Source organism: Amycolatopsis silviterrae, from assembly GCF_042684085.1.
GTDB lineage: Bacteria > Actinomycetota > Actinomycetes > Mycobacteriales > Pseudonocardiaceae > Amycolatopsis > Amycolatopsis silviterrae.
Genome location: NZ_JBHUKS010000010.1, coordinates 44,140 through 68,284 on the forward strand (window position 1 = coordinate 44,140; position 24,145 = coordinate 68,284).

24 protein-coding genes are annotated in these 24,145 nt (G+C 71.0%); 8 read left to right on the top strand and 16 right to left on the bottom strand.

Annotated elements, in window-relative coordinates; genetic code table 11:
• Positions 1-27: 27 nt before the first annotated feature.
• From ACFSVL_RS14900 to ACFSVL_RS14940, 9 genes are all read right to left on the bottom strand, one after another.
• On the bottom strand, positions 28-2,388 hold the full coding sequence (locus tag ACFSVL_RS14900; protein ID WP_378304455.1) for a phosphoketolase family protein: 2,361 nt from the start codon (positions 2,386-2,388) through the stop codon (positions 28-30).
• Positions 2,385-3,281 (bottom strand): universal stress protein, encoded by an 897-nt coding sequence (locus ACFSVL_RS14905; RefSeq protein WP_378304457.1) that lies wholly within the window; start codon positions 3,279-3,281, stop codon positions 2,385-2,387. The genes ACFSVL_RS14900 and ACFSVL_RS14905 overlap by 4 nt, the downstream gene beginning before the upstream one ends.
• Positions 3,278-3,892 carry a CBS domain-containing protein gene (locus tag ACFSVL_RS14910; RefSeq protein ID WP_378304459.1) on the bottom strand — a complete coding sequence of 205 codons (615 nt, stop codon included), beginning with the start codon at positions 3,890-3,892 and terminating at the stop codon, positions 3,278-3,280. The genes ACFSVL_RS14905 and ACFSVL_RS14910 overlap by 4 nt, the downstream gene beginning before the upstream one ends.
• Positions 3,893-3,994: 102 nt before the next feature.
• Complete coding sequence (locus ACFSVL_RS14915; RefSeq protein WP_378304461.1) at positions 3,995-4,879, bottom strand: universal stress protein; 885 nt, start codon at positions 4,877-4,879, stop codon at positions 3,995-3,997.
• Positions 4,876-5,889 carry an Acg family FMN-binding oxidoreductase gene (locus ACFSVL_RS14920; RefSeq protein WP_378304463.1) on the bottom strand — a complete coding sequence of 338 codons (1,014 nt, stop codon included), beginning with the start codon at positions 5,887-5,889 and terminating at the stop codon, positions 4,876-4,878. The genes ACFSVL_RS14915 and ACFSVL_RS14920 overlap by 4 nt, the downstream gene beginning before the upstream one ends.
• A gap of 339 nt (positions 5,890-6,228) precedes the next feature.
• A complete protein-coding gene (locus ACFSVL_RS14925) occupies positions 6,229-7,680 on the bottom strand; it encodes an amidase (RefSeq protein ID WP_378304465.1) in 1,452 nt (483 codons plus the stop codon).
• An 85-nt stretch (positions 7,681-7,765) separates the two neighbouring features.
• A complete protein-coding gene (locus ACFSVL_RS14930) occupies positions 7,766-8,392 on the bottom strand; it encodes a hypothetical protein (RefSeq protein WP_378304467.1) in 627 nt (208 codons plus the stop codon).
• Positions 8,389-8,781: a hypothetical protein gene (locus tag ACFSVL_RS14935; protein ID WP_378304469.1), complete on the bottom strand. Its 393-nt coding sequence runs from the start codon at positions 8,779-8,781 to the stop codon at positions 8,389-8,391. The genes ACFSVL_RS14930 and ACFSVL_RS14935 overlap by 4 nt, the downstream gene beginning before the upstream one ends.
• The gene (locus tag ACFSVL_RS14940; protein ID WP_378304471.1) at positions 8,747-9,871 is read right to left on the bottom strand and encodes an acetate/propionate family kinase; all 1,125 of its coding nucleotides are present in this window, start codon (positions 9,869-9,871) and stop codon (positions 8,747-8,749) included. The genes ACFSVL_RS14935 and ACFSVL_RS14940 overlap by 35 nt, the downstream gene beginning before the upstream one ends.
• 452 nt (positions 9,872-10,323) lie before the next feature.
• Between ACFSVL_RS14940 and ACFSVL_RS14945 the strand changes: the two genes are divergently transcribed.
• The 5 genes from ACFSVL_RS14945 (at position 10,324) to ACFSVL_RS14965 (ending at position 13,627) form a co-directional block, all read left to right on the top strand.
• Entirely contained in the window at positions 10,324-10,926 is a 603-nt protein-coding gene (locus tag ACFSVL_RS14945; protein ID WP_378304473.1) for a MarR family winged helix-turn-helix transcriptional regulator, read from the top strand.
• A 208-nt stretch (positions 10,927-11,134) separates the two neighbouring features.
• Complete coding sequence (locus ACFSVL_RS14950) at positions 11,135-11,722, top strand: protoglobin domain-containing protein (protein ID WP_378304475.1); 588 nt, start codon at positions 11,135-11,137, stop codon at positions 11,720-11,722.
• Positions 11,719-12,249 carry a hypothetical protein gene (locus ACFSVL_RS14955; RefSeq protein WP_378304477.1) on the top strand — a complete coding sequence of 177 codons (531 nt, stop codon included), beginning with the start codon at positions 11,719-11,721 and terminating at the stop codon, positions 12,247-12,249. Before ACFSVL_RS14950 ends, ACFSVL_RS14955 begins: the two co-directional genes overlap by 4 nt.
• A gap of 55 nt (positions 12,250-12,304) precedes the next feature.
• Entirely contained in the window at positions 12,305-12,850 is a 546-nt protein-coding gene (locus tag ACFSVL_RS14960) for a carboxymuconolactone decarboxylase family protein (protein WP_378304478.1), read from the top strand.
• 99 nt (positions 12,851-12,949) lie between these two features.
• Entirely contained in the window at positions 12,950-13,627 is a 678-nt protein-coding gene (locus ACFSVL_RS14965) for an MOSC domain-containing protein (protein ID WP_378304480.1), read from the top strand.
• Between the two features lie 23 nt (positions 13,628-13,650).
• Here the strand turns inward: ACFSVL_RS14965 and ACFSVL_RS14970 are convergent, their stop codons facing one another.
• From ACFSVL_RS14970 to ACFSVL_RS14995, 6 genes are read right to left on the bottom strand one after another with little or no spacing between them, the layout of a single operon-like run.
• Positions 13,651-14,214, bottom strand: coding sequence for an alkaline shock response membrane anchor protein AmaP (locus tag ACFSVL_RS14970; RefSeq protein ID WP_378304481.1), 564 nt, complete (start codon positions 14,212-14,214; stop codon positions 13,651-13,653).
• Complete coding sequence (locus tag ACFSVL_RS14975) at positions 14,211-14,738, bottom strand: DUF6286 domain-containing protein (RefSeq protein ID WP_378304483.1); 528 nt, start codon at positions 14,736-14,738, stop codon at positions 14,211-14,213. Before ACFSVL_RS14975 ends, ACFSVL_RS14970 begins: the two co-directional genes overlap by 4 nt.
• A complete protein-coding gene (locus ACFSVL_RS14980) occupies positions 14,735-15,103 on the bottom strand; it encodes an Asp23/Gls24 family envelope stress response protein (RefSeq protein ID WP_378304485.1) in 369 nt (122 codons plus the stop codon). Before ACFSVL_RS14980 ends, ACFSVL_RS14975 begins: the two co-directional genes overlap by 4 nt.
• Before the next feature lie 3 nt (positions 15,104-15,106).
• The gene (locus tag ACFSVL_RS14985) at positions 15,107-15,283 is read right to left on the bottom strand and encodes a hypothetical protein (RefSeq protein WP_344275056.1); all 177 of its coding nucleotides are present in this window, start codon (positions 15,281-15,283) and stop codon (positions 15,107-15,109) included.
• Positions 15,280-15,591: a hypothetical protein gene (locus ACFSVL_RS14990; protein WP_378304487.1), complete on the bottom strand. Its 312-nt coding sequence runs from the start codon at positions 15,589-15,591 to the stop codon at positions 15,280-15,282. The genes ACFSVL_RS14985 and ACFSVL_RS14990 overlap by 4 nt, the downstream gene beginning before the upstream one ends.
• Positions 15,588-16,049 carry an Asp23/Gls24 family envelope stress response protein gene (locus ACFSVL_RS14995; protein ID WP_378304489.1) on the bottom strand — a complete coding sequence of 154 codons (462 nt, stop codon included), beginning with the start codon at positions 16,047-16,049 and terminating at the stop codon, positions 15,588-15,590. The genes ACFSVL_RS14990 and ACFSVL_RS14995 overlap by 4 nt, the downstream gene beginning before the upstream one ends.
• A 612-nt stretch (positions 16,050-16,661) precedes the next feature.
• Between ACFSVL_RS14995 and ACFSVL_RS15000 the strand changes: the two genes are divergently transcribed.
• From ACFSVL_RS15000 to ACFSVL_RS15010, 3 genes are all read left to right on the top strand, one after another.
• Positions 16,662-17,495, top strand: a complete 834-nt coding sequence (locus tag ACFSVL_RS15000) for an SIS domain-containing protein (protein ID WP_378304685.1) — start codon at positions 16,662-16,664, stop codon at positions 17,493-17,495.
• Positions 17,495-18,316, top strand: coding sequence for an ROK family protein (locus tag ACFSVL_RS15005; protein WP_378304491.1), 822 nt, complete (start codon positions 17,495-17,497; stop codon positions 18,314-18,316). The genes ACFSVL_RS15000 and ACFSVL_RS15005 overlap by 1 nt, the downstream gene beginning before the upstream one ends.
• Positions 18,317-18,660: 344 nt before the next feature.
• A complete protein-coding gene (locus ACFSVL_RS15010; protein ID WP_378304492.1) occupies positions 18,661-21,798 on the top strand; it encodes a TIM-barrel domain-containing protein in 3,138 nt (1,045 codons plus the stop codon).
• 297 nt (positions 21,799-22,095) lie between these two features.
• On the opposite strand, the gene ACFSVL_RS15015 is transcribed toward ACFSVL_RS15010, so the two are convergent.
• On the bottom strand, positions 22,096-23,847 hold the full coding sequence (locus tag ACFSVL_RS15015; RefSeq protein WP_378304494.1) for an RICIN domain-containing protein: 1,752 nt from the start codon (positions 23,845-23,847) through the stop codon (positions 22,096-22,098).
• Positions 23,848-24,145 lie beyond the last annotated feature (298 nt).

Genomic DNA, 24,145 nt, shown 5'->3' on the forward strand with positions numbered 1-24,145 from the left:
CCGTTTCGCGTGCCCGCCGGACGGCCGTCACCGGCCCGGCCACCGCCACTCCCGCACCTCCGGCAGGTCCTCGCCGTACCGGGTGATCCAGTGGCGGTGCCGTTCCTGGGCCCTGGTCATCCGCTGGCGCAGCGGGCCGGTGGCGGAAAGCAGCCCGGGCACCCGGTCCAGCACGTCGATCACCAGCTGGAACCGGTCCATCCGGTTGCGCACCAGCATGTCGAACGGCGTGGTCGTGGTGCCGTGCTCGGTGTAGCCGCGCACGTGCAGCCCGGCGTGGTTCGCGCGGCGGTAGGCCAGCCGGTGGATCAGCCACGGGTAGCCGTGATAGGCGAAGAGCACCGGACGGTCCGGGGTGAACAGCGCGTCGAACTCCCGGTCGCTCAGCCCGTGCGGATGCTCCGCTTCCGGCTGGAGCCGCATCAGGTCCACCACGTTCACCACCCGGACCGCGAGCGAGGGCAGTTCCGTGCGCAAGATCGCCGCTGCGGCAAGGACTTCCAGCGTCGGTGCGTCGCCGGCGCAGGCGAGCACGACGTCCGGCTCCCGGTCCGCGTGCGTGCTCGCCCATTCCCAGATGCCCAGTCCCCGTGCGCAGTGCAGCGCGGCTTCTTCCGCGTCCAGCCAGTCCGGCGTCTCGTTCTTGCCCGCGACCACCACGTTCACCAGGTCCCGGCTGCGCAGGCAGTGCGCGGCGACCTCCAGGAGCGTGTTGGCGTCCGGCGGGAAGTACACCCGCACGACCTCCGGGGCCTTGTTCGCCACGTGGTCGACGAAACCCGGGTCCTGGTGGGAAAAACCGTTGTGGTCTTGGCGCCAGACGTGCGAGGTGAGCAGGTAGTTCAGCGACGCCACCGGCCGCCGCCAGGGGATCTCGCGGTGCACGCGCAGCCATTTGATGTGCTGGTTCACCATCGAGTCCACGATGTGCGCGAACGCCTCGTAGCAGGAGAACAGCCCGTGCCTGCCGCTCAGCAGGTAGCCCTCCAGCCAGCCCTGGCAGAGGTGTTCGGAGAGCACCTCCATGACGCGGCCGTCCGGGGCGAGACGGTCGTCCGGCGGACCGGACGGCAGCTCCCACGTCTTCGCGGTCACGTCGTACACCGCGTCGAGCCGGTTCGAAGCGGTTTCGTCCGGGCCGAACAGCCGGAAGTTCGCCCGGCCGGCGTTGCGGCGGAACACTTCGCGGAGGTACTGGCCCAGCACGCGGGTCGGTTCCGAGGTGCTCTCCCCCGCCGCCTGGACCCCCGTCGCGTGGTCGGCGACCGGCGGCAGCGACAGCGGGCGCAGCAGCACGCCGCCGTTCGCGTGCGGGTTCGCGCCCATCCTCCGCGAGCCGCTGGGGATCAGGGCAGTGACCGCCGCGGTCGGGCGGCCGGCGGCGTCGAACAGCTCCTCCGGCCGGTAGGAGCGCAGCCAGTCCTCCAGCTGCCGCAGGTGCGCCGGGTCCTCGCGCACCCGGGTCAGCGGCACCTGATGCGCGCGCCACGTGCCTTCGACCTGCTGACCGTCCACTGTGGCCGGTCCGGTCCATCCCTTCGGCGACCGGAGCACGATCATCGGCCACGGCCCCGTGCCGTCGCGGCGGATCCGGGCCAGGTCGGCGACCACCCCGTCCAGCGCGGCGGCCATCGCCTGGTGCATCGCCACCGGCTCGTCGCCCTCGGCATACACCGGAGCCCAGCCCGCTCCGCGCAGCAGCGAGTCCAATTCGGACGGCGGAATCCGGGACAGCACGGTCGGATTGGCGATCTTGTAGCCGTTCAGGTGCAGGATCGGCAGCACCGCCCCGTCGCGGCGCGGGTCGAGGAACCGGCTGGCCTGCCAGCTCGTCGCGAGCGGGCCGGTCTCCGCCTCGCCGTCGCCGACGACGCACGCGACGAGCAGGCCCGGGTTGTCGAACGCGGCGCCGAACGCGTGCGCGAGCGAGTACCCCAGTTCGCCGCCCTCGTGGATCGACCCCGGCACGTGCGGGGACACGTGGCTCGGCACGCCGCCGGGAAAGGAGAACTGCCGGAACAGCCGGTCCATCCCCTCGGAGTCCCGCGACACCTCGGGCCACGCCTCCGCGTAGCTGCCCTCCAGCCAGGTGCTCGCCAGCAGCGCCGGGCCGCCGTGGCCCGGTCCGGTCACGAACATCGCGTCGAGGCCGTGCGCCAGGATCGCGCGGTTGAGGTGGGCGTACACGAAGTTCAGGCCGGGCGAGGTGCCCCAGTGCCCGAGGAGCCGGGGCTTGATCTGCGCCGGCTCCAGCGGTTCGCGCAGCAGCGGATCGCCCATCAGGTAGATCTGGCCCGCGGCGAGGTAGTTCGCGGCGCGCCACTGGGCGTCGACCTGGGCCAGTTCCTCGGCGCTGAGCGCCGCGACGGGAGCCTCGGTCGCGGTCACCGCTTCGGCTCCCGCACCACGAGCACCGGGCACGCGGAGTGGTGGACCATCGCCTGGCTCGTCGAGCCGAGCAGCATCCCGGCGAACCCGCCGCGCCCCCGGCTCCCGACGACCAGCAACTGGGCCCGGTCGGACTCGGCGAGCAGCACGTGCCGGGGCCGGTCGCGGACCAGCTTCCGCCGCACCTCGACGTCCGGGTACTTCTCCTGCCAGCCCGCGAGCCGCTGCGCCAGGAGCCGTTCCTCGGTCGGCTGCAGGGTTTCCCACTGCGGCATGAGCCGCGCCGTGCCTTCGGCCGAGTCGTAGACCACGTCGGCCCAGGCGTGCACCGCGACCAGCGGAGCCTTCCGGAAACTGGCCTCCTCGAACGCCGCCGCGATCGCCGCCTCGCTGTTCGGGCTGCCGTCGACCCCGACCACGACCGGTCCGTCCTGCGGAACCGGCCCGTCGCCGTGCCGCCCGCGGACCACCGCGACCGGGCAGCCCGCGTGGCTCACCACCGCCGCGGTCGTCGCGCCCACCAGCATCCCGGTGAAGCCGCCGATCCCGGTCCGGCCGAGCACGACCATCCGGGCCTTCTTCGAACGGTCGATCAGCAGCGCCTGCGCGGAGTCGGTCAGCACCTCGGTACGGACCTCGAGCGAACTGTCCACCGAAAGCGCCAGCTCCCGCGCCTCGCCCGCGATCCGTTCGCCGTCCTGTTGCATGCCCTCGAACAGCACCGCGCCGCCCGCTAGGCCGCCGCCGTAGGCGAGGCCGGTGATCTGCAGGCAGTGCACCAGCTCCAGGTCGAAATCACGGCCCGCGGCGAGCTGCGCGGCCCAGCGGACCGCGTCCGAGGCTCCCTCCGAACCGTCGACCCCGACGAGCACTGTGCGGTTCCGGTCAGTCATCTCCCCACCTCCTGTTCCGCGGACACGGTGTCCGCTCCCACCACGCCGGGCACGGCGAGCGCCAGCAGTGTCGCGACGTGGCGATCGGTGACGTCGTCGAAAAGGTCGACAATCCGCACGATCCCGTCGTGCACCTCGACCTGCCAGCGGCCCGCGCCGCCGTAAATCTCCAGCCGGTGCCGCACGTCCGCGGCGATCGCGTGGTCCTCCCTGGCCAGCACCCGCACCACGTCGCCGCGCGTCACGATGCCGACCACCCGGCTGCCGTCCACGATCGGCATCGCCCGGATCCGCCCGTCCACCAGCGCCTGGCACAGGTCGGCGACGTCGGTGCCGGACGACATCGCGGTCGCCGGCGAGGTCATCACCGCGCCCACCGTCGTCTCGGCCGCGTGCGGGTGGTGCGGATGCCGGTATTCCGCCCGCGCGTCCGCCGGGATCCGGCCGCGGATCAGGTCGGCCTCGGTGACGATGCCGATCAGCCGGTCGTCGTCGTCCACCACCGGCAGCGCGGTGAAACCGTGCTCGGACAGCATCTCGGCCGCTTCCTTCGCCGGTGTCCACGGATGCACCGTCTCCACCGGCGCGGACATCAGATCGCGTGCGCGCATCGGGTCCATCCTTTCCTTGTGCTGCCACGAAAATAGGCATTGGAACGGTCCGGGCGCTCCGGTCCGGAGTCCTCGGCGGGAAGGACCAACGTCCTCAGCGCACTATCCGGAGTGTCCACTGTGTACAGTCAGCACGCCCGCGTGCACAACAAGCACCGGGCATTCGGCGTGGTGCAGCAATGCGTGACTGGTCGAGCCGAGCACCATGCCGGTGAACCCGCCCCGCCCGCGGCTGCCCAGCACCACCAGCGAGGCCCGCGCGCTCCACTCGATCAACCGGTCGCGCGGCCGGTCCTGCTCGACGATCTGCTCCACGCGCACGTCTGGGTACAACGCGCCGTATCCGGCGAGTCGCTGTGCCAGCAGCCGGTGCTCGGCTTCCCTTGCCTCAAAAGGAAAATCCCGGTCGCCGAACAGCCGCAACCGGTCGGCGTCGAGCCACGCGTGCAACGCGACCAAGGGCACGCCGTGCACCGCGGCCTCCTCGAACGCACAAGCGATCGCCGCGTCGCTGAGCGGGCTTCCGTCGACGCCGACGACGACCGGACCGTCAGCGCGGACCGTGCCCCGGACGACCGCCACCGGACAGTGCGCGTGCGCGGCGAGGTCGATGTCCGGCGAGCCCGCGAGCAGCCCGGACAGCGTCCCAGTCGGTTCGCCCAGCACGAGCAGCCGCGCTTTCGCCGAGGCTTCCCGCAGCGCGACCTCCGGTCCGGCCGGGCTCGTCTCGACGGTGATCCGGACCCGGGGCTCGGCGTCCGCGAGGTCCTCCCGGACGGCTTGCAGCACGGCCTCCGCTGCGGTTTCCTTTGCCTCCAGCCAGTCCGCGGGCGGGTACCGTCCGCCGAAGCCGCTGTCGGCGAACCCGAACGCCGCGAACACGGTCAACGGCACGTGCCGCAGGACCGCCTCGTGCGCGGCCCACCGGGCGGCCGCGGCGGCCTGCTCGCTCCCGTCGACCCCGACCAGCACCGGACTCGTGTTCATCGCCGTTCCCGCCACTTCTCGCCGAGCACCTCGGCGACGCCGCGGCGCAGGCTCGCCGGTGCCACCCGGGTCGAGCGCCCCAGCCGCAGCAGCGCCTGCGGGAAGCCGGCGAGCCGGTAGTCCTCGCACAGCGCCGAACGCACCTCGGGCACGCGCAACGGCTGCGTCAGCACCGCGCCCGCCAGGCCGAGGGTCACCCCTTCGAGCCAACCGCGCTCCAGTGCGTAACCAGCGTGGATGTGGTCGATCCGCGCGTCGCCGACCGTCGTGAACAGCAGCAGGGTTTCCGCTTCGAGCCGTTCCCGCAGCACCCGCAGGTCCGGAAGCACCGTCGCCCTTCTCACCAGCCCGGCCCACGGCACTTCGCCGGGCGGCAGCGCGGAAAACCGCATTCCCGCGCCGTTCCGGTGTGCGGCTTCGTCCCGGATCGTCCAGAGCGCGAGTTCGCTTTGGTAGGCCTCGTCGTTCCGGAGGGCGCGCGCGGCGTGCTCGAAGAACTTCGCCAGCCGCTCCATCCCGTCCAGCCGGGTCGCCTCCGCTCCGGTGGTCACCGCGGCCTGCACGACCCGCGCGGTCTGCTCGGCAGTGACCGGCAGCCCGGTGAACGCGCCGCGGTGACTGCGCCGCACCATGATCGCCCCGTACCGCTGCAGTTCCTGGTCGGTGGGCGGCAGCAGTTCCGCGGTGTCGACCCGCGCGACAACCGCGGGGTCCGCCGGGTCTGGCAGCACCGCGATCTCCGCGCTCCGGCCGAGGACCCGGACCGCCAGCTCAAGGTTCGCCAGCGCGGTCCCGCAGGACATCGCCAGATCACGCCGGTACGGATCGTGCCGCGGCAGCGCGACGTCCGCGCGCTCCCGCAGCAGCACGGCTCCGTCGGCCAGTTCGATTCGCCACGGCTGGGTGTTGTGCACCGACGGGGCGCGCAGGACTGAGCGGCCCAGCACCTCCGCTTCGGCGAGCGTCCACTCGCCGGGCCGGCGGCCGACCGCAGTGGCTGTTTTCCGCATCGCGGGCACTCCTGTCGTCTCGGACCTCCCGAGCCAACCGCGACCCGCCCGCTTCGCGCTCCGGCCGCAAGCCACCGACCGCAGGGACCAACGTCACCGCGGGCGGAAGGGACCTTCGGCTCCAGCTCCCCGAGCACCACACTCAGCCGGAGTTCCGAAACGGACTCACCGCAAGCCGCCTACGGCGCACGCTCGCTCGCGGCCCTGCGGATCGCCGCCGGAGCCTGGCTAGTCGTCCGTGAGGGGAACCCTCAGGGACTCAGAGTCCCTCAGGGTTCCCCTCACAGAACTGAAGAAACGGTCCTTCTGGCATCGGACGTCGGCGGGACCGGAGCGGCCTTACTTCGGCGCCTGAAAACCGCCGAGCTTCTCTTCGAGCAGTTCGGCCAGCCGCAGCGGCGTACGGTCCTCGAACATCGGGCCGACGACCTGCACCCCCACCGGCAGCCCCTCGGGAGACAGCCCGGTCGGCATGGCGGTGGCGGGCAGGCCCGGCATAGTGGCCACGCCCGCCCAGACGAGCTGGTCGAAGAACGGGTATTCGACGCCGTCGATGTCGATCCGGCATTCCAGCAGTTCGGGATTGTGGTCGTGCGGGAACGCCGGGGTCGGGGTCACCGGGCACACGACGGCGTCGAACTCGTCGAAGAACTGCCGCCACCCGTGCCGGTGCAGCTCGCGGCGGTGGTGCACCGCCATCCAGTCGCGGTGGCTGAGCACCATGCCGCGCAGCCTCGACGCGTCAAGGCTCTGGTCGTCCGGGCTCAGTCCGGCGGCGCGGACCTGCAGCTGCTCAAGCGCCTCGACCGGGAAACGCGCGACCGAACCCGAGAACAGCAGCTGCGTGTAGAGCGTCGCGGCTTCGGCCAGGTCGGGCAGCAGCGCGCTGTGCCGTTCGACGCGGGCGCCGCTGTCGGCCAGCGCGTCCGCCACCCGCTGGACGCCCGCCCGTACCGCGGAGCCGGTCGGGAGGAACGGGTGCTCGTCGAGTATCAGGACCCGGAAGTCGCCGAGCCGTTCGTGGCGCGCGGGCGGCAGGGCCAGCTGGTGCGCCACGCCGTACGTCAGCGGGTCCGGACCGGCCATGACGTCGAGCAGCAGCGAGAGGTCGCGGGCGGTGCGCGCCATCGGGCCGACGACGGCGAGGTCGAGGTCGACCGGCAGCGCCGGGGTGTCCGGCGCGACCATGCCGCGGTTCGCCACCAGCCCGAGCGACGGCTTGTGCCCGTAGACGCCGCAGAAATGCGCGGGCGTGCGCAGCGAACCGCCGATGTCCGAGCCGATGGACAACGCACCGAACCCGGACGCCAACGCCGCCGACGAACCGCCGGAGGACCCGCCCGGCGTGCGGTCGAGGTCCCACGGGTTGTTGGTGGTGCCGTAGACCGGGTTCGAACTCTGCAGGCCCTGCAGTCCTATGGGGACATTGGTCTTGCCGAGGAGCACCGCGCCCGCGTCCTTGAGCCGCGACACCTGCACCGCGTCCTCGTCCGGCATGAAGTCCTTGTGCTGCGGCATTCCCCAGGTCGTGCGCAGCCCGGTCACGTTGTAGCACTCCTTGACCGTCACCGGGACGCCCAGCAACGGCCGGTCCTCGCCGCGGGCCCGCGCCGCGTCGGCCGCACGCGCCGCGGCCCGCGCCCGGTCGAAGTCCGGCACGCAGATCGCGTTGATCGCCTTGTCTTCCCGCTCGATGGCGGAGATCGCCTCGTCGGTCAGCTCCGCTGACGTCACTTCCCCCGCACGCAAAGCAGCAATGAGTTCTTCGGCCGACTGAAAATTCCGCTCCATGAATCTGACCGTAACCGCACCATTACTGAGCCATAAAACATTAATTCGCACAACCGGATCGGAGCGCGGTCCAGCATGGCGCCGGTCACTTCTCGAACACCAGAAGCACCGCCTCCGGCACCCGCCCCCGCACGCCGGGCCGCACCTCGGTGGCAAGTCCCCGGACCGCGGCCGCGACCCGCAGCGAATGGACCGCCGCGCCGACCAGAACCCGGTCCACACAACTCGTTCCTTCGGCGACGACCGCCAGACCTCGGCTTCCCTCGTGCCGCGACGCGCGGGTGCGCGGCCAGTGGTTCTCCTCCGCCAGCGCAGCAAGCACTCCGGGATCCGTGACCGGCACCGCCCGCCCGCGCGGGGGCCCGGAGACCGCGCGCAGGGCGAGAAACCGGTTCCAGTCGCCGGGGGTCGCCGGGTCGTCCGCGCCGGGCGTCACCGCCGCGACCACGTCCGGTCGGCCGGGATCGCGCGGGAACGACAGTTCCGGGCGGATTCCCAGCCCGCGCAGCACAATCCAGGCCGTCGACAGCGCCGTGCCGCATCCGGCGAGCACGTGCCGTCCGCCCGGATCGTGCCGGAGCCGCCCGACGCGGGCGATCGCCAGCTCGCCGGGACGGGTCTCGATCACGAACCGGCGCACATCCAGCCGCGCCAGCGCGTCCACGAGCACCGCTCGCGCGGACCGGTCCCAGGCGAACGCGAGGTCGGTCATCGCGCCGCTCCAGCGGACACCGCCGACGCCGCTCGGCAGGTCGTCAGCAAGCTCTCGACCTCGCTGACCGTGACCCGGTCCGCGAGCCCCGCGGGCGCGGCCACCGGCAGCCCCGGCGCCGGCGGGACGAGCGCCACCGGGACCTGCGCCCGCAGCGCGCACACGACCCCGAACTCGCGCGCGGTGATCTCGTCCCCGGCGGCGCGTACGTCCACGGCGAGCACCGGCGGGTCGGCCCGGTCGTCGAGCGGGCACGACGCCCCCGGCGCGATGGCGAGGCAGACCCCTTCCCGCGAATGACACCGGCTGACCCGGCATCCGTTGTCCCGCAAGGGCTTGCTGAGCGCGTCGCAGTCACCGAACTTCGCTTCGGTCAGCAGCACGTGCACGGTGCACCTCATTTCCCAGATCCGCGAGCACGGCCTCGGCGCCGCGGGCGAGTTCAAGGTCTTCCCTGGCGCGGATCACCAGCACCGGCGCGGCCGAGCCGTCCGCGCTGATCGCCCGGTCCGCGCCGGACCGCATCAGCGGGCCCACCCGCAGCCCGAGCACCCCGAGACCGCGCGCGACCTCCGCGACGGTTTCCGGCTGGTACTCCGCGACCCCGCCGGTGAACACCAGCGCGTCCAGCCGGTCGAGACTGACCGCCGCCGCCCCGATCTCCCGGCGGAGCCGGTGGACGTAGACCGCGACCGCCAGCGCGGCGTCGGCGCTCCCGCCCGCTGCGGCCGTCCGCACCTCGCCGAGATCGCCGCTGGTCCCGCTCATCCCGGCGAGGCCGGACCGCAGGCACAGCGCGTCGGCCAGCTCGTCCGGCCCCATCTGCGCGGTCTTCATGACGTGCAGCAGCAGTCCCGGGTCGATCGAACCGGACCGGGTCGCCATCGCGGGCCCTTCCAGCGGCGTGAACCCCATCGAGGTGTCCACGCTCCGCCCGCCGCGCACCGCCGTCACCGACACCCCGGCACCGACGTGCGCGCAGACCAGCTGCAGTTTCTCCGCCGGCCGCCGCAGCAGTTCCGCGGTGCGGTGCACCGCGTACTGAACCGACAATCCGTGAAACCCGTAGCGGCGCAACCGGTTCTGCCGCGTCCACTCGCGCGGCAGCGGATAGTGCGCGGCCGGGTCGGGCAGGCCGGCGTGGAACGCGGTGTCGAAACAGGCCACCACCGGCACCTCGGGCAGCAGCGTCCGGACCTGCTTGGCGACCTCCAGCGACAGCGGCTGGTGGATCGGGGCCAGCGGGACGAGCCGGTCGAGGTGCGCCAGCAGCCGGTCGGTGACCAGCACCGGCGCCTTCTGCGTCCCGCCGTGCACGAACCGCACGGCCACCGCGTCCGGCACCGGCCAGCGCTCCACCGCGTCGAGGACCGCGCCGGAGAGCCCGCTCTGCCAAGCGGCCCAGCCGACCGCGGCCCCGTCGTGCACGACCGCGGCCTTCAAACTGGACGAACCAGGGTTGAGGGTCAGGATTCGCACTGGGTTCTCCTCGCGCTCGGCACTCCGCTCCTCCCGCGCTCGAAGCTAATCCGGCACGCCCCGGGGACACTGCGGGCGGACGTCCGCGCTGCCGGAGTCTTTAGTCCCGAACGCGGCCCAGCCGGATCCCGGCCCCCCAGGAACGATCAGCCGCGGCCCGCCTCGATGAATTTCCGCGCCGTGGACGCCGGGTAGGTGAAGGCACTGCAGGGCTGGGGGCGCAACCTGCTGGGTGTGCTCCGGAGTGCCGTCACACGGCGAACGGCAGGACGACCGAACCGTCCCCGCGCTCGCGGGCTCTGCCTTCCAAGGCGGTCCGCAGGTGGGATGGGATTTCGTCGACGAGCGCCCAGGAGCGGGCTTCGCGTACTCGTTCCGTCGTCAGCCGCGGTCCGCCGGTGTCCGTGGTCTACTCTGGAACGGTAAGGAGTCCTAACTTCAAGGCGGAGCGCATGACCGGATCGCACGGCGAGGCCGATCTGGATCGACGGCTGGCCGACGCCGTCGAACGGCTCGGGCACGGCCTGCGGTCGCTCTCTCAGCGCAGCGCCCGCAGCCACGGCCTGTCGCCGTTGCAGCAGCAAGCCGTGCTGGCGCTGTCCCGGCAGCCCGAGGCGCGGTGCGAGGTGAACGCACTCGCCGCGGAGTTCGATGTCACCACGCCGACGATGTCCGACGCGGTCGGCGCGCTGGAACGCAAGAACCTGCTCACCCGGTCCCCGCGACCGGACGGCCGCCGCCGACGGCTCGTCTTGACCGAACGAGGCGAGGAGGTCGCCCGCGAACTCGCGGCGTGGGACGAGCAGCTGGTGTCCTCGTTCGCAAAGCTGCCGGCGGGCGACCGCGCGACGACCCTGCACACCCTCCTCCAGGTCATCTCGGACCTGCAACGCCACGGGGCGGTGAATGCCGCCCGGATGTGCACCACCTGCCGCTTCTTCAGGCCCGACCAGCACGCTGACCCGTCGGCGCCGCACCATTGCGACCTGCTGCGGACGCCCTTGCCGCTGGCCGATTTGCGCACCGACTGCCCGGAGCATCAGCCTGCGGCGTAGCGCTTAGAACGCACCGCCCGTCTCGCCTGTTCGACGTCGGCGAGCGGACAGCCCTTCTTGGGCGGGATTCTCGATCCCTTGCCTGGCCCGGAAATGGACCTCCGCTTCCCCCTCGTTCTCGAATAGGTAGGACTCCTAGCGATAGTGTGGCATGCTGTCGAGGCAGGCACAAGGAAGGCCTTGGCCCCCAGGGAAGGCAGCGCATGAGATGAACGCTCCCGCCATACCCGGCTACACCCACGACGATCCCGCGCTCCCGGCGTCCCCGGTCACCGCGGAAGACCTCGAACAACTGAAAGCGACAGTCCTCTTCGGACCGGACGACGAGGCCGCGCTGCGCACAGCCGGCGAGGTCCTCAATGGACAGATCGAGCAGGTCCTCGACGTCTGGTACGGCTTCGTGGGCTCGCATCCGCATCTGCTCGCCTATTTCTCCACGCCGTCCGGCGAGCCGATCGCCGGCTACCTCGACCGCGTGCGGGCGCGGTTCGGGCAGTGGATCGTCGACACCTGCACCCGCCCTTACGACGACCGATGGCTGGCGTATCAACAGGAAATCGCCTTGCGGCACACGTCGGAAAAGAAGAACAAGACCGACCACGCCGGCTCGGTGCCGCACATCCCGTTGCGTTACCTGGTCGCGTTCGTCTACCCGATCAGCGCGACGATCCGCCCGTTCCTCGCCGCGGGCGGGCACAGCGAAGAGCAGGTCGAGGCGATGTTCCAGGCCTGGTTCAAATCCGTCACGCTGCAGGTCGCGCTGTGGTCGCAGCCCTACGCCAAGCCGGCGTGGTGACCGCCGCCGCCCGCGGGGAAGCGGCGGCTCCGGAATGGACGACGACCCGGTGGTTCAACAGCGATCCGCTGACGCTGGCCGGTCTGCGCGGCCGGGTGGTCGCGTTGGAGGCGTTCCAGATGCTGTGCCCCGGGTGCGTGAGCCACGGTCTTCCGCAAGCGGGCAGGCTGGCCCGGTTCTTCGGCGACGACCTCGCGGTGGTCGGCTTGCACAGCGTGTTCGAGCACCACGCCGCGATGACGCCGACCAGTCTGGAAGCGTTCTTGTCCGAGTACCAGATCAGGTTCCCGGTCGGGGTCGACGCACACCGCGGCAGTGATCCGACCCCGGTCACCTTCGGCCGGTACGGCATGCGGGGCACGCCGTCGCTGGTGCTCATCGACCGCGACGGCAAGCTCCGCGGCCACTATTTCGGCGCGGTCGAGGACATGGAACTCGCGGCCGCCGCAGCCCGGCTGATCGACGAAACGCCCCTTGGCGCGGCCGCACCGGATGCCGTTTGCACGGTCGACGGGACCTGTACCTGACATTCGCGCGCACGACACAACTCCGCCTTTACCTCTGACAGGAGCACTAACCCCGATGTCCCGAGTGACCTTGATCGACCCCCAGGACGCCACCGGCGACGAGAAGTCCCTCTTGGCCGATATCACCGCCGCATTCGGCACCACCCCGGCCATGTTCAAAGCAGTCGCCAATTCCTCCGCCGCGCTCAAGATGATGTGGGGCGGCTTCGGCGCGCTCGGCAGCGGACGGCTGGGCGCCCAGCTCGGCGAACAAATCGCGGTGCTGGTCGCCGACCGCAACGGCTGCGAGTACTGCCTGGCGGCCCACACCGCGCTCGGCCGGAAAGCCGGTGTCTCCGCCGAGCACATGAGCCACGCCCAGGCCGGCCACTCCGCCGACCCGCGCACCGACGCCGCGCTCGGCTTCGCGGCCAAGCTGGTGGAAAACCGCGCCCACGTAACGGACTCCGACGTGGAAACCCTTCGCGGGGCGGGCTTTGACGACGAAGAGATCGTGGAGCTGGTGGCGCACGTCGCGCTCAACCTCTTCACGAACTACGTCAACGTCGCGCTGTCGGTCCCCGTCGACTTCCCGAAGATCGCGCTGCGCAAGGACCGCTGATCCGGAGCGGGCGGCAGGCCGGCTGCCTGCCGCCCGCATCGACTGGAAGGAAATGTCCGTGTCTTCAGTTCTCCTTTGCCCACTGCCCGCGAGGAAGCGATGAGCGCTGGTCGCGTCGCGGTCGTCTCCGCCGGTGTCGTGCGACCGATGTCGTGGCGCGGCCGCACAGTGCTGTCCGCCATCCAGAAGACTCCGGTGCGCGGACCGATCGACGTCGGACCGCTCGGCCTGGCACACGACGAACAAGGCGACCGGAAACACCACGGGGGCCCGGACAAGGCGGTTCTCCTTTACCCGGGCGAGCATTACCGGGCGTGGGCCGGAGTGCTGGGCAGCGCCGGCCCGCCCGCGTTCGGCGAAAACCTCACCACCGCGGGGATTCTGGAAGACGACGTCGTGGTGGGCTCGACCTACCTCGTCGGCACCGTGGTGCTGCAAGTGACCCAGCCGCGGCGGCCCTGCTACCGGCTCGCCGCCCACCACGGCATTCCGGACCTCGCCGTCCAAACCCAGCGCACCGGCCGCACCGGCATCTACTTCCGGGTCGTGCGACCGGGCACGCTGGCCGCGGACGACCGGATCGACCTGGTTCATCGCCCGGCGCATGGAATCACCGTCGCCGAGGTGCACCGCGTGCTCAACGTCGACCGCACCGACCGGTCGGCCGCCGCGCACCTCCTCGACCATCCCGGTGTGCTGCCCGTTTCCTGGGCTGCGCTCCTGCGCAAACGCCTCGACGGGCACCTCGACGACCAATCGTCCCGCCTGCACGGCTAACCGGCCCGCCGAGGCTGCGGCAGCTACCCGACGCGGGACGTCGTGCGGCTGGTGAACCGGAACTCGATCGCGACCGGAATGTCCTTCAGCTCCAACGCTTCCTGGAGCCGCGGCAGACTCTCCTCAGTGATCCGCCGGCGGACCTCGCCGAGGTCGGCGTCCTGCTCACACGTGACAATCAACGCCAGAGACGGTTGCTCCCGGGTCCCGGCGAGCGACGCACTTGCCTTGTGCACTCCGGGATACCCGCGCAGTTCTTCGGTAAAGGGGGCCACGGCGTCGTCCGCGTGCAGCTCGGTGCGTCCGTACGCGGGATCAGTCTCGAACCGCCACACCCCCGTGCGTGGCCGGTGGGCGAGCTGGGCCAGCAGCCAGCGCAGTGCGAGCAACCCCACCGCTATCGCCGCCGCGGCGATCACATAGAACACCCAGGCAGGCGGCTCCCCCGTGCCCGGCACGAGCGGCGACTCGGGATCGATGACCCGCAGCACGCGGAAGTGAGTGGCCAGACCGAAGCCGCCCGCAGCGAGCAGCACGAAACCGATCACTGCGAGCAGAACGCGATTGAGCGCGGCTGGGCGATTCATGACCCCTCCCTGGTAGCACGGACCCGCACCGACACCACGGGCCGCCGGGCCGGGGCGAGGTGGTCCAGCCGGGATTCGACGGCCTCACGGACCGCGTCGGACAGCCCGTCGGTCCGGGTGCGCGCGGTCTTCACCCGCACCTTGACCTTGCGCACGCCGACCGAGAGCTTGGCCCGGTCGACACCGTCCACGTCCGCGGCAGCCGCACGCAACGCGGACCGGTAGTCCGCGGCGCCGGCTCCGGAATCCGGGTCTCCGGCGAGCGGGAGGATCCGGCGTTTGCCCGGCAGCAGCGCCTCCCACACCAGCACCAGCCCGACCAGGGCCACCGCCGCCGAGACCAGTGCCGGGACGAGGTCCGTCCAACGCGCGTTGTGGAGCGCCGTGGCGACCGCGCGATAGTCCAGCCACGGCTGGTTCCCGGTCAACCGCTGGATCACCGCGACGGCCACCAAGACGCACACCGCCAGCAGCACACCGGCGGTCAAGCTCGCCGGAACAGACCGGCGGGTCCGACGTTTCATTCCACCCTCCTCTGTCCGGCGGCCTCCGCGTGCAAAGCCGTCACCGTGATGCCGACGCGACGAACCGGCATCCCGGTCAGCTCCTCCACCCGCCCGCGCAGATGGCCGCGGACCCGTTCGGTCGTCGCACTGACCGGAGCCGGGTACTCGAGCGAAATCCGCACGTCCAGTTCCACCTCGCCGCCCGCGATCCGGGCGGACGTTTTCGCCGACCGGTCCAGCGCTTCACCGCCGAGGCTGATCCCGAGCGTCCGTCCGGCGGCCCCGCCGACCCGGTCGATCTCGCTCGCCGCGCAGGCGGCCAACCGCTCGACGGCGTGCTCGCTGATCGCGAGGCTTCCCCGCTCTTCCGCTGCGACAGCCACGGCTCACCCCCGGTCGCGGCCGGTGAGCTGAGACAGATCGAGCTTGCCGTCGAGCAGGCGGCCGACGAGCAACCCCACCGCGCCCAGCACAAGAACCAGCAAGAACGCGCCGAAGCCGCCGATCGCGGCGGCAATGCCCAGCGCGAGGCCGGTGATCAGGCCCAATCCCGTTGCGTTCACGACACCGTCTCCTTTCGGTCTTCTGACCCGGTTTCAGCCGACACTTCGACATCGGCGATGAACACGTGCACCGGACGGCCGGGCGACGCGACGGCCGCACGCACCGCGGCCGCCACATCCCCGGCGGAGAACGGGGACCGGACCGTCACCCCGACGGTGACGTCTTCTTCGGTCACCCGCACTCCGGCGACCCGGCCGCCCGCACCGAGCGTGGCGATGTGGCCGAACCGGCCACCGTGCACGTCCGCCACTTCCGGCAGCCCGCGCACGGCGGCGGTGATCCGCTCCGCTTCGGCGAGCGGGTTCACTGCACCCGGCCGCTGTCGCCGGACGCGTCCTCCTCGTCGTCCGACGGCAGGTGCAGGTCGCCCACGTTGATGTTGACCTCCACCACCTCCAGCCCGGTCATCCCCTCGACCGCGCTGATCACGTTGCGCCGGATCGAGCGGGCGACATCCGCGATCGACACGCCGTACTCGACCACGATCTGCAGATCCACCGCGGCCTGCTTCTCGCCCACCTCGACCGAAACGCCCTGTCCGGCCGACGCCGTCGCGCCCGGGATCCGTTCCCGCAGCGCCGAAAACGCCCGCGCCGCACCACCGCCCAGGTCATACACCCCCGGGATCTCCCGCGTCGCCAGACCGGCGATCTTCTGCACCACCACGTCCGCGACCGTCGTCGTCCCCTGCGAACTGGTCAGCGGTCCGGCGTCGACCTTCTCCAGGTCCTGGGACTTGGCCGCCGCGTCAGTCGTCGAAGCCATCGAATCTCCTCCAGTCGGTTCGGGTTTTTCGGTTCATCGGTTCGACTCGCCAGCCACGCAAAACTCACTCCCCTAACGAGTGGCGACGATCACATGACCGGGTGAGTGACGATTCGCGATTCGCATCGTCCATCGCCCTGATCAGGCGAAGGCCGGGGTCGAGAAAGCACTGAAAAAGGACGCCGAATGACCCAGGAAACGCGATACTCCGACGTACGCGATTCTTCTCGCGGCACCGCCCGTGAGAACTGCGCTCGGCGATGAACGGGACGCGCGAAGTCGGAACGCGAGGTCGACGCCGCAGCGGCCGGGGGGCACCAGCGGGCGCGAACGAACGTCTCCGCGTTGCCGAGTTCCCCGCAACGCGCCCGCCTGGCGATCGCAACAGCCACACAGAATGATTGAATCTGACGTAACTAGCCTACTTCGTGCACAAAACATCGTCTATGCTGAGGCCTTCGCTCACCCTGCTGCGCACGGATCGATCGAAGGGCCTCCATGTCAGAACCGTCCTCCTCCGAGTCCTTCTCCTCCGCAGCCGACGCCCCCGGCGAGCCCGCCGCGCCGGAGCCTGGTTCCTTCGCGGCCGCCGAAGTGGCCTCTCAGCCGCAGATGTGGCGCGCCGCGGCGGGCTGTGCCGGACACGTCGCCGATTCCCTGCCGCGACCCGGCGAGCGGGTGGCCGTGGTCGGGTGCGGTACCAGCTGGTTCGTCGCGATGAGCTACGCCGCCGCGCGCGAACAGCGGGGCCTCGGCGTCACTGACGCCTTCGCCGGGTCCGAGTTTCCGGCTGGCCGCGAATACGACCGAGTCATCGCGATCTCCCGCTCCGGCACCACGACCGAGATCATCGAAGTGCTGTCCGCGGTGGCCGGGCGGCCCACCACGCTGATCACCGCGGTGGGCGACGGACCCGCGGCCGCGGCCGCGAGCGAGGTCGTCGAACTGTCATTCGCCGACGAACGATCGGTCGTGCAAACCCGCTTCGCCACGAGCACCCTCGCGCTGCTGCGCGCGGACCTCGGCGACGACGTCGACGAGTTGGCGCGGCAGGCGGAGCGTGCGCTGCGGGAATCCGTCGACGACTTGCTCGACGCCGAGCAGGTCACGTTCATCGGACGCGGGGCTGCGGTCGGCATCAGCTGCGAGGCCGCGCTCAAGACCCGCGAAGCGGCGCAGTTCTGGGCCGAGTCCTACCCCGCGATGGACTACCGGCACGGGCCGATCGCCATCGCGCAGCCCGGCCGCCTGGTGTGGTCGTTCGGCGAAACCCCGGACGGCCTCGCCGCCGAGGTGGCCCGCACCGGAGCCCGGTTCGTGCACCACGATCTCGACCCGCTCGCCGGGCTGGTCGTCGCGCAGCGGTTCGCGCTCGCGCTCGCGCGTGAGCGCGGGCTCGATCCCGATCGCCCGCGGTCGCTGGCCCGTTCGGTCATCCTCGCCTGATGGCCGTCCTGGGCATCGACGTCGGCGGCACGTCGGTCAAAATGCGCGTGACCGACGGCTGTTCGGTTTTCGCGGAATGGCGCGAGCCGACCCCGTTCGGGGACCCCGCGGCGCTGGCCGAACTGGTGGTCCGCGCCGCCGCGCGCTATCCGGTCGACGCGGTGGGACTGGTCGTTCCGGGGATCGTGGACGAGCGCCGCGGGCGATGCGTGAAGGCGGTCAACCTGGGATGGGACGACGTCCCCGTCCGCGACCTCGTCTCCGCTCGCCTCGGCGTGCCTCTCGTGTTCGGGCAGGACGTCCGCGCGGGCGCGCTCGCCGAGGCCCGCACCGGCGCGGCGGCGGACGCGTCCGGACCAGTCTTGTTCGCTCCGGTCGGCACCGGTTTCGCGACCGCGCTCGTCGTGCGCGGCGAGGTGCTCGACACCGGTCCGTGGGCCGGAGAGGTCGGTCAGGTCCGGCTGCCCGACGGCCGCCGCGTCGAGGAGGTCGCGTCGGCCGCCGGCGTCGCACGGCGGGCCGGTGCTCCCGACGCGGCCGCTGTCGCCGCGCGGGTGCGCGACGGAGATCCCGCCGCGGTCGAGGCGTGGGACGAGTGCGTTCGCGCGCTCGCGGAGCCGATCGCGTGGGCCACCGCCGTCGCCGGGTGCACCACGGTGGTCGTCGGCGGCGGCCTCGCCGAGTCGGGCGCGCTGCTGCTGGACCCGCTCGGCCGCGAGGTCGCGCACCGGCTCGGGTCGCTGCGAGCGCCGGCGATTGTCCAAGCGCACCATGGGGATCGGGCCGCCGTAGTAGGCGCGACGCTGCTGGCGCTGGGCTGATCCTCGTCGCCGCCCTCACCGAACTTGTCCGCGAGGGTGTTGATCTGGCGGATGAGGCAACCGGGAGCTTCCGGCCGGGCCGACGTTGCGCCGCGGTCGGACGGCAGGCCCGGAAAAGACCGCATCGAGCGGAATTCGACTGCCAGCAACCAGATACGACGCGCCGGGCAGCGTTCCACGCACTCGCGCCGCGCGGATCGGCGAACCGGAGATCGAATAGGGCTCGCCGCACCGGAGCCGGACCCCGACGGAAGTCTGATCCACCGGTTCAGCCGGTGACTTCGCCGTCTCGATGCGCTATACAAGACCGCACTGTGCATTTTAATGCGCGAGGAAGGTGCATAATGGGCATATACAAGCAACGATTGCGATGCCTAGCCACAGTGCTGGTCTTGCTGGCCGTCGCCACACCCGCCACCGCCCAGGCCGCCACCGCGCCCGCCGGGCAGCTCGGGGACCTGACCGGCGTCGCCGCCGACGGCCCGGTGACCACCCTGACCGCGGGTGCCGCGGCTGTCCGCGTCAGCTTTCCCACGGCGGCCGCGGTCCGCGTCTGGCTCGCGCCGGACGGGACCTTCACCGATCCGGCGGGCAGCAAGATCGTGCTGCCGAGCGGCAACGCCCCGGCGGTGCCGAAGCGGACCGACCGAGGCGGCTACTGGGCGATCAGCACCGGCAAGGCCACCCTCCGCGCCTACAAACACCCGCTGAAGTTCGCCCTCTACGACGGCGCGGACCGCAAGCAGCTCTGGGCCGAGTCCGCCCCGCTGTCCTGGACCCGGGACACCACCACGCAGACGCTCGCGCGCGGCGCGGACGAGCAGTACGTCGGCGGCGGCGAGCAGAACGGCCGCTTCAGCCACCGTGACCAGACCATCAAGATTTTCGCCGACGACAACTGGAACGACGGCGGCGCGCCCAACTCCCAGCCGTTCTACGCCTCGACGGCCGGGTACGGCGTGCTGCGCAACACCTTCGCGCCCGGCAGCTACTCGTTCGCCGCCCCGGTCCGCACGACCCACGACGAGCGCCGCTTCGACGCCACCTACGTCGTCGGCGACGGGCTCAAGGACGTCATCTCCGGCTACACCGACCTGGTCGGCAAACCCTTCCTCCCGCCCGTTTACGGCCTGGAGACCGGCGATTCCGACTGCTATCTGCACAACGCCAACCGCGGCGAACGGCACACCCTCGACGCGGTGAAGGTGGCCGAGGGCTATAGCGAACACGGCATGCCCAACGGCTGGATGCTGGTCAACGACGGGTACGGCTGCGGCTACGAGAACCTCCAGCAAACCGGCGAAGGCCTGCGGGACAACAAGATGCAACTCGGCCTGTGGACCGAGGACGGCGTGCCCAACCAGGCCGAGGAGGTCAAGGCGGGCGTCCGCGTGCGGAAACTGGACGTCGCCTGGGTGGGGCCCGGCTACCAGTTCGCCCTCGACGCCTGCGACACCGCGCACAAGGGCATCGAGGACAACAGCGACGCGCGCGGGTTCGTCTGGCAGCCGGTGAGCTGGGCCGGCGCGCAGCGGTGCGGCGTGCTGTGGAGCGGCGACCAGTCCGGCTCCTACGACTACATCAAATGGCAGATCCCGACCTACGCGGGCTCGACGCTGTCCGGCATCGCCTACAACACCGGCGACATCGACGGCATCTTCGGCGGCAGCCCCCAGACCTACGTCCGCGACCTGCAGTGGAAATCCTTCCTGCCGGTCGCGATGACCATGGACGGCTGGGCCCCGTCCGACAAGCAGCCATGGCGCCAGGGCGAGCCCTTCACCTCGATCAACCGCAAGTACCTGCTGCTCAAGGAACGGCTGCTGCCCTACACCTACAGCTACTCGGTCCAGGCGCACCAGACCGGGGTCGGCCAGGTCCGGCCGCTGGCACTGGAATACCCCGACGACCCGAACGCATGGACGGACCAGGCGAAGTACGAATTCCTTTCCGGCACGGACTTCCTGGTCGCGCCGGTGTACGACAGCTCGTCCGTGCGCAACGGCATCTACCTGCCCAAGGGCACCTGGGTGGACTACTGGAGCGGCAAGACCTACACCGGTCCGACCACAGTGGACGGTTACGACGCGCCGCTGGACAAGCTGCCGCTGTTCGTCCGGGGCGGAGCCGTGGTGCCGATGTGGGCGGAGGGCACGACGTCGTGGCAGAACCGCGACAAGGGTCAGCTCGACGTCGACGTCTACCCGCAGGGCAAGGGCAGCTTCACGCTCACCGAGGACGACGGCGTCACGCGCGGCTACCAGCGCGGCGAGCAGGCTCAGCAGACGTTCACTGTGGACGCGCCGCAGTCCGGGCCGGGCACGGTGACTGTCGGGATCGGTGCGAGCGCCGGGTCGTATCCCGGGAAACCGGCGGCGCGGAACTACCAGCTGTCCGTCCACACGGGAACGAAACCGGCGGCGGTCCTTGGCGGCCACGGCATCCTGCCGCAGTACGCCAGCAAGGCGGAGCTGGACAAGGCCCCGTCCGGCTGGTGGTACGACCCCGCCGCGCGAGGTGTCGTACGAGTGAAGACCGGCTCGCTCGATTCCGGTGCCGCCCAGGACATCCGCCTGCTCGGGGCGAGCGCGGTCGGCGGGTTCTTCCCCGCCGACGACAACGCCTCGGTGCGGCTTTCCGCCCCCGCGACAGCCGCTCCCGGCCAGGCCGTGTCGGCCACCGTCAGCTTCACCAACAGCACTCCCCTGCCGGTGCGGAATGTGGCATTGTCGGTGCAGGCCCACGGTTTCCACGCGGATGTGCCGCAGGCTCCGGCGTTCGTGCGGCCGGGCCAGACAGTGCAGGTTCCGGTGCGGCTCACGCCGGACGCGGGGCTGAAGCCTGCGGACTACGAAGTGACCGCCACCGCCAAGTACCAGGCCAGGCTCGGTACGCACGAAGCGGCGGGGTCGGCCATGGTCACGGTGCCGTACGCGACGATGGCCGCGGCGTACGGAAATGTCGGGGTCACTGATGCGGCGCACGTCGCGAGCGGCGACCTCGACGGCAGCGGCAGCAGCTTCCGCGCGGAAGGCCTAGCCGAAGCGGGCTTGAAGCCCGGTGCTCCGTTCACCGCGAACGGCGCCCAGACGACCTGGCCCGACGCCGGTGCCGGGAAGCCGGACAATGTCGTGGCGGGCGGCCAGACCGTCGCGGTGCGGGGCAGCGGGGCCAAGCTGGTCCTGACCGGAACCGGCACCGGGTCCGCGGCGAACGGCACGGTCGTCGTCCGGTACGCCGACGGCAGTACGAGCCAAGCCGACCTGGGCTTCCCGAACTGGTGCTGCTCCGATCCGGCGAAGTACGGCGCGACTACGGTCGCCTCGGTGGCCGGCAAGAACACGAAGGCAGGCCCGGCCTATCCGACTGTGGCGTACCGGGTGTTCGCGAACTCTGTCCCGCTGACGCCGGGCAAACGAGTCGTCGCGGTCACCCTGCCGTCGAACTCGGCGCTGCACGTTTTCACCGCCGCGATCGCCTGAACGCCCCAGGAACCTAAGCCGCGTGGCGCGCTCCTGCCTACCATCCACAAAGGACACTAAGATACCCTGCGCACCCGATTGATGCTCGCATAACCGGGTGCGCAGGGCCGTGAGGGGAACCCTGAGGGAATCTGATTCCCTCAGGGTTCCCCTCACGGACGACACGCCCAGCTCCCGACGCCCGCGATGGGCCCGGCGAGAGCGGCGCCGTCCCCTTCGCCGGGACAGACGCACCTCGGACCGCACCCATAGTGCCGACTTGAGTTCCCGGCGTTGACGGGCACGCGGCCCGGTGTTTCAGCGGCGCGGGGTGAGCCGCAGGATCTGCTCACCCGAGGTGCGGCCGTCGCCGACCCGGCTGCCGCTGTGGTCGGTCCAGGCGCGCACCGGCGTGGTCTCGCTCTGGCGCCCCGGCTCCGCCGAAAGCGCCAGCACCAGTCCGCTGTAGCGGTTGACCAGACGCGACCCGCCGTCCGCCGGGACCAGGAACCATTGCTGGGCGACCCCCGATCCGGCGCTCAGCGTCGGCGCGGTCCCCCAGGCCCGGCCAGACGGCACTGCCGGAACGCCCAGCGCCAAACCGCTCGCGGCGTTGGTGATGCGGTAAGAACCGTCCCCAACGAGGGTGAACCGCCAGTTCGCCCGGTCGCCCGCCAGCCACGAGGGCACCGACGTCGTCCCGGTGCGGGCGGACGCCGCGAGCACCCGGCCGGAGCCGATCCGGTAGACGCGGCCCGGATCGACCGGGGACGCGGCCGGCGCGGCGGACGCCACGGTGACGTCCGCGTAGACGCCGTCGCGGCCGTCCACGCACGAGATCGAGCAATAGGACCGGAAGGTCTTGCCCACGATCGTCCCGCCGGTCCGGCTGGCCGAGTCGACGAACCAGCGGTACCACGACTGGTCCTGGTAGGCACCGGTGTCGCCGATCAGCCGCCACTTCGGGTTCGCCAGGTCCTCCGTCGCGTAGAACCGTTGCGGACCCGCCGAATCGACCGCTTCCGGTTCGCCGATGTACAGCCCGAGGTACGCGTCGTAGGCGATGTTCATGACGAACAGATCGGATTTGCGCGGCAGCGTGCCGGCCGCCACCTGCTGGGCGGCGGTGCCGGTGTGTGCCGGGTCGTAGTCCTTCTCCGGCGGGGTGTAGCCGTGGGGGTCGACGTCGGTGGGCACGAGGTTGCTTTCCTTGCCGCCGACGCCCGGCTGCGACCAGCGGCCGTCGTACCACTTCTGCCACGTTCCGGTGCTCATCTTCCCGGACATCGGCGCGCGGGCCACGTGGGCGAGGCCGCTGAACCCGCCGCCGCCCGCCCCGGCCTTCGTCACGACGCGAGAGCCGTAGTAGACGTAGAAGTACCCGGACTTCGGATCGGCGAACAGCCGCGGATCGCCGTCGCCGTAGTCGAAAGTCTGGTTCGGGAACGCCGCCGTGTCGCCGCGTTTCGTCGAGTACGGCGACGTGATCGCGTGCCCGCCGATCCGCCAGGTGTGGCCCTGGTCGGTCGATACCGCCCAGTCGATGGCGTCGTAGTGCGAAAACGAGTAAGCGCCGAACGGTTCGGGAGTGAATTCGTTGTGCACCAAGCCATACCAGTCACCGGTGTCTGGATCGACCCAGGTGCCGACGAGATCGCAGAAGTTCTTCTGGGTGTAGCTGGACCCGGCGGGCGGATCGGTCGCCTCGCGGCCGGTCGGACTGGTGTTGCATCGCCACGTCGTGTCGTTGTTGCGATCACGCGGTTCCGCCGGGTTCACCGCGTCGCTCAGCCCAGCGTCGCGCCGCGCCGAGTCGAAGTCGGTGCCGGTGTAGAAGTCCCAGACCCGCGGGCCTTCCTTGCCGTAGAGGGCGGCGGACTGCTGGAAGTGGAAGGTCCCGTCCCGGTCGAGGAACGGGGCGGCGGGCGTGTCCGTCGGGAACGGGTACTCGGCGACGGCCCCGACCGACACGGAGTACCCGGGTCCGGCGTGCGCGGCAGGGGCCGCGAGCCCGGTGCAGGTCAGGGCCAGGGCCGCACCGGCGGTGACGGGAATGCGAAAGCGTGGCATGACTCGGTTCCTCGCAGGCGATCGGCATCAGCAACCGACAAGAACGAACATGTTCACACAGTCTTGATGCTTGATTTTGCGCTGTCAACCCGCCATTCGATCCCCTTTACGCAGGTCATGGCACCACTCCCCGCGAGTCACGATGCAGGCGTGAACCTCGGATGGAATGTTGACAAGTGATTGATCAACCCTAAAAATGCGCAGCAACACGCACTCAGTGTGTGGCCTTACGACCTCGATCAGGTGGTGGCTGATGCGGTTTCACAAACTCGTGGGCTCGACCTTGGCGGCGACGCTG

What these genes read in the sequence shown, in the direction of transcription:
- ACFSVL_RS14905 (WP_378304457.1), bottom strand. Translation starts at nt 3,281, where the DNA reads ATGACTGACCGGAACCGCACAGTGCTCGTCGGGGTCGACGGTTCGGAG.
- ACFSVL_RS14910 (WP_378304459.1), bottom strand. Translation starts at nt 3,892, where the DNA reads ATGCGCGCACGCGATCTGATGTCCGCGCCGGTGGAGACGGTGCATCCG.
- ACFSVL_RS14915 (WP_378304461.1), bottom strand. Translation starts at nt 4,879, where the DNA reads ATGAACACGAGTCCGGTGCTGGTCGGGGTCGACGGGAGCGAGCAGGCC.
- ACFSVL_RS14920 (WP_378304463.1), bottom strand. Translation starts at nt 5,889, where the DNA reads ATGCGGAAAACAGCCACTGCGGTCGGCCGCCGGCCCGGCGAGTGGACG.
- ACFSVL_RS14925 (WP_378304465.1), bottom strand. Translation starts at nt 7,680, where the DNA reads ATGGAGCGGAATTTTCAGTCGGCCGAAGAACTCATTGCTGCTTTGCGT.
- ACFSVL_RS14930 (WP_378304467.1), bottom strand. Translation starts at nt 8,392, where the DNA reads ATGACCGACCTCGCGTTCGCCTGGGACCGGTCCGCGCGAGCGGTGCTC.
- ACFSVL_RS14945 (WP_378304473.1), top strand. Translation starts at nt 10,324, where the DNA reads ATGACCGGATCGCACGGCGAGGCCGATCTGGATCGACGGCTGGCCGAC.
- ACFSVL_RS14950 (WP_378304475.1), top strand. Translation starts at nt 11,135, where the DNA reads ATGAACGCTCCCGCCATACCCGGCTACACCCACGACGATCCCGCGCTC.
- ACFSVL_RS14960 (WP_378304478.1), top strand. Translation starts at nt 12,305, where the DNA reads ATGTCCCGAGTGACCTTGATCGACCCCCAGGACGCCACCGGCGACGAG.
- ACFSVL_RS14965 (WP_378304480.1), top strand. Translation starts at nt 12,950, where the DNA reads ATGAGCGCTGGTCGCGTCGCGGTCGTCTCCGCCGGTGTCGTGCGACCG.
- ACFSVL_RS14970 (WP_378304481.1), bottom strand. Translation starts at nt 14,214, where the DNA reads ATGAATCGCCCAGCCGCGCTCAATCGCGTTCTGCTCGCAGTGATCGGT.
- ACFSVL_RS14975 (WP_378304483.1), bottom strand. Translation starts at nt 14,738, where the DNA reads ATGAAACGTCGGACCCGCCGGTCTGTTCCGGCGAGCTTGACCGCCGGT.
- ACFSVL_RS14995 (WP_378304489.1), bottom strand. Translation starts at nt 16,049, where the DNA reads ATGGCTTCGACGACTGACGCGGCGGCCAAGTCCCAGGACCTGGAGAAG.
- ACFSVL_RS15000 (WP_378304685.1), top strand. Translation starts at nt 16,662, where the DNA reads ATGTGGCGCGCCGCGGCGGGCTGTGCCGGACACGTCGCCGATTCCCTG.
- ACFSVL_RS15005 (WP_378304491.1), top strand. Translation starts at nt 17,495, where the DNA reads ATGGCCGTCCTGGGCATCGACGTCGGCGGCACGTCGGTCAAAATGCGC.
- ACFSVL_RS15010 (WP_378304492.1), top strand. Translation starts at nt 18,661, where the DNA reads ATGGGCATATACAAGCAACGATTGCGATGCCTAGCCACAGTGCTGGTC.
- ACFSVL_RS15015 (WP_378304494.1), bottom strand. Translation starts at nt 23,847, where the DNA reads ATGCCACGCTTTCGCATTCCCGTCACCGCCGGTGCGGCCCTGGCCCTG.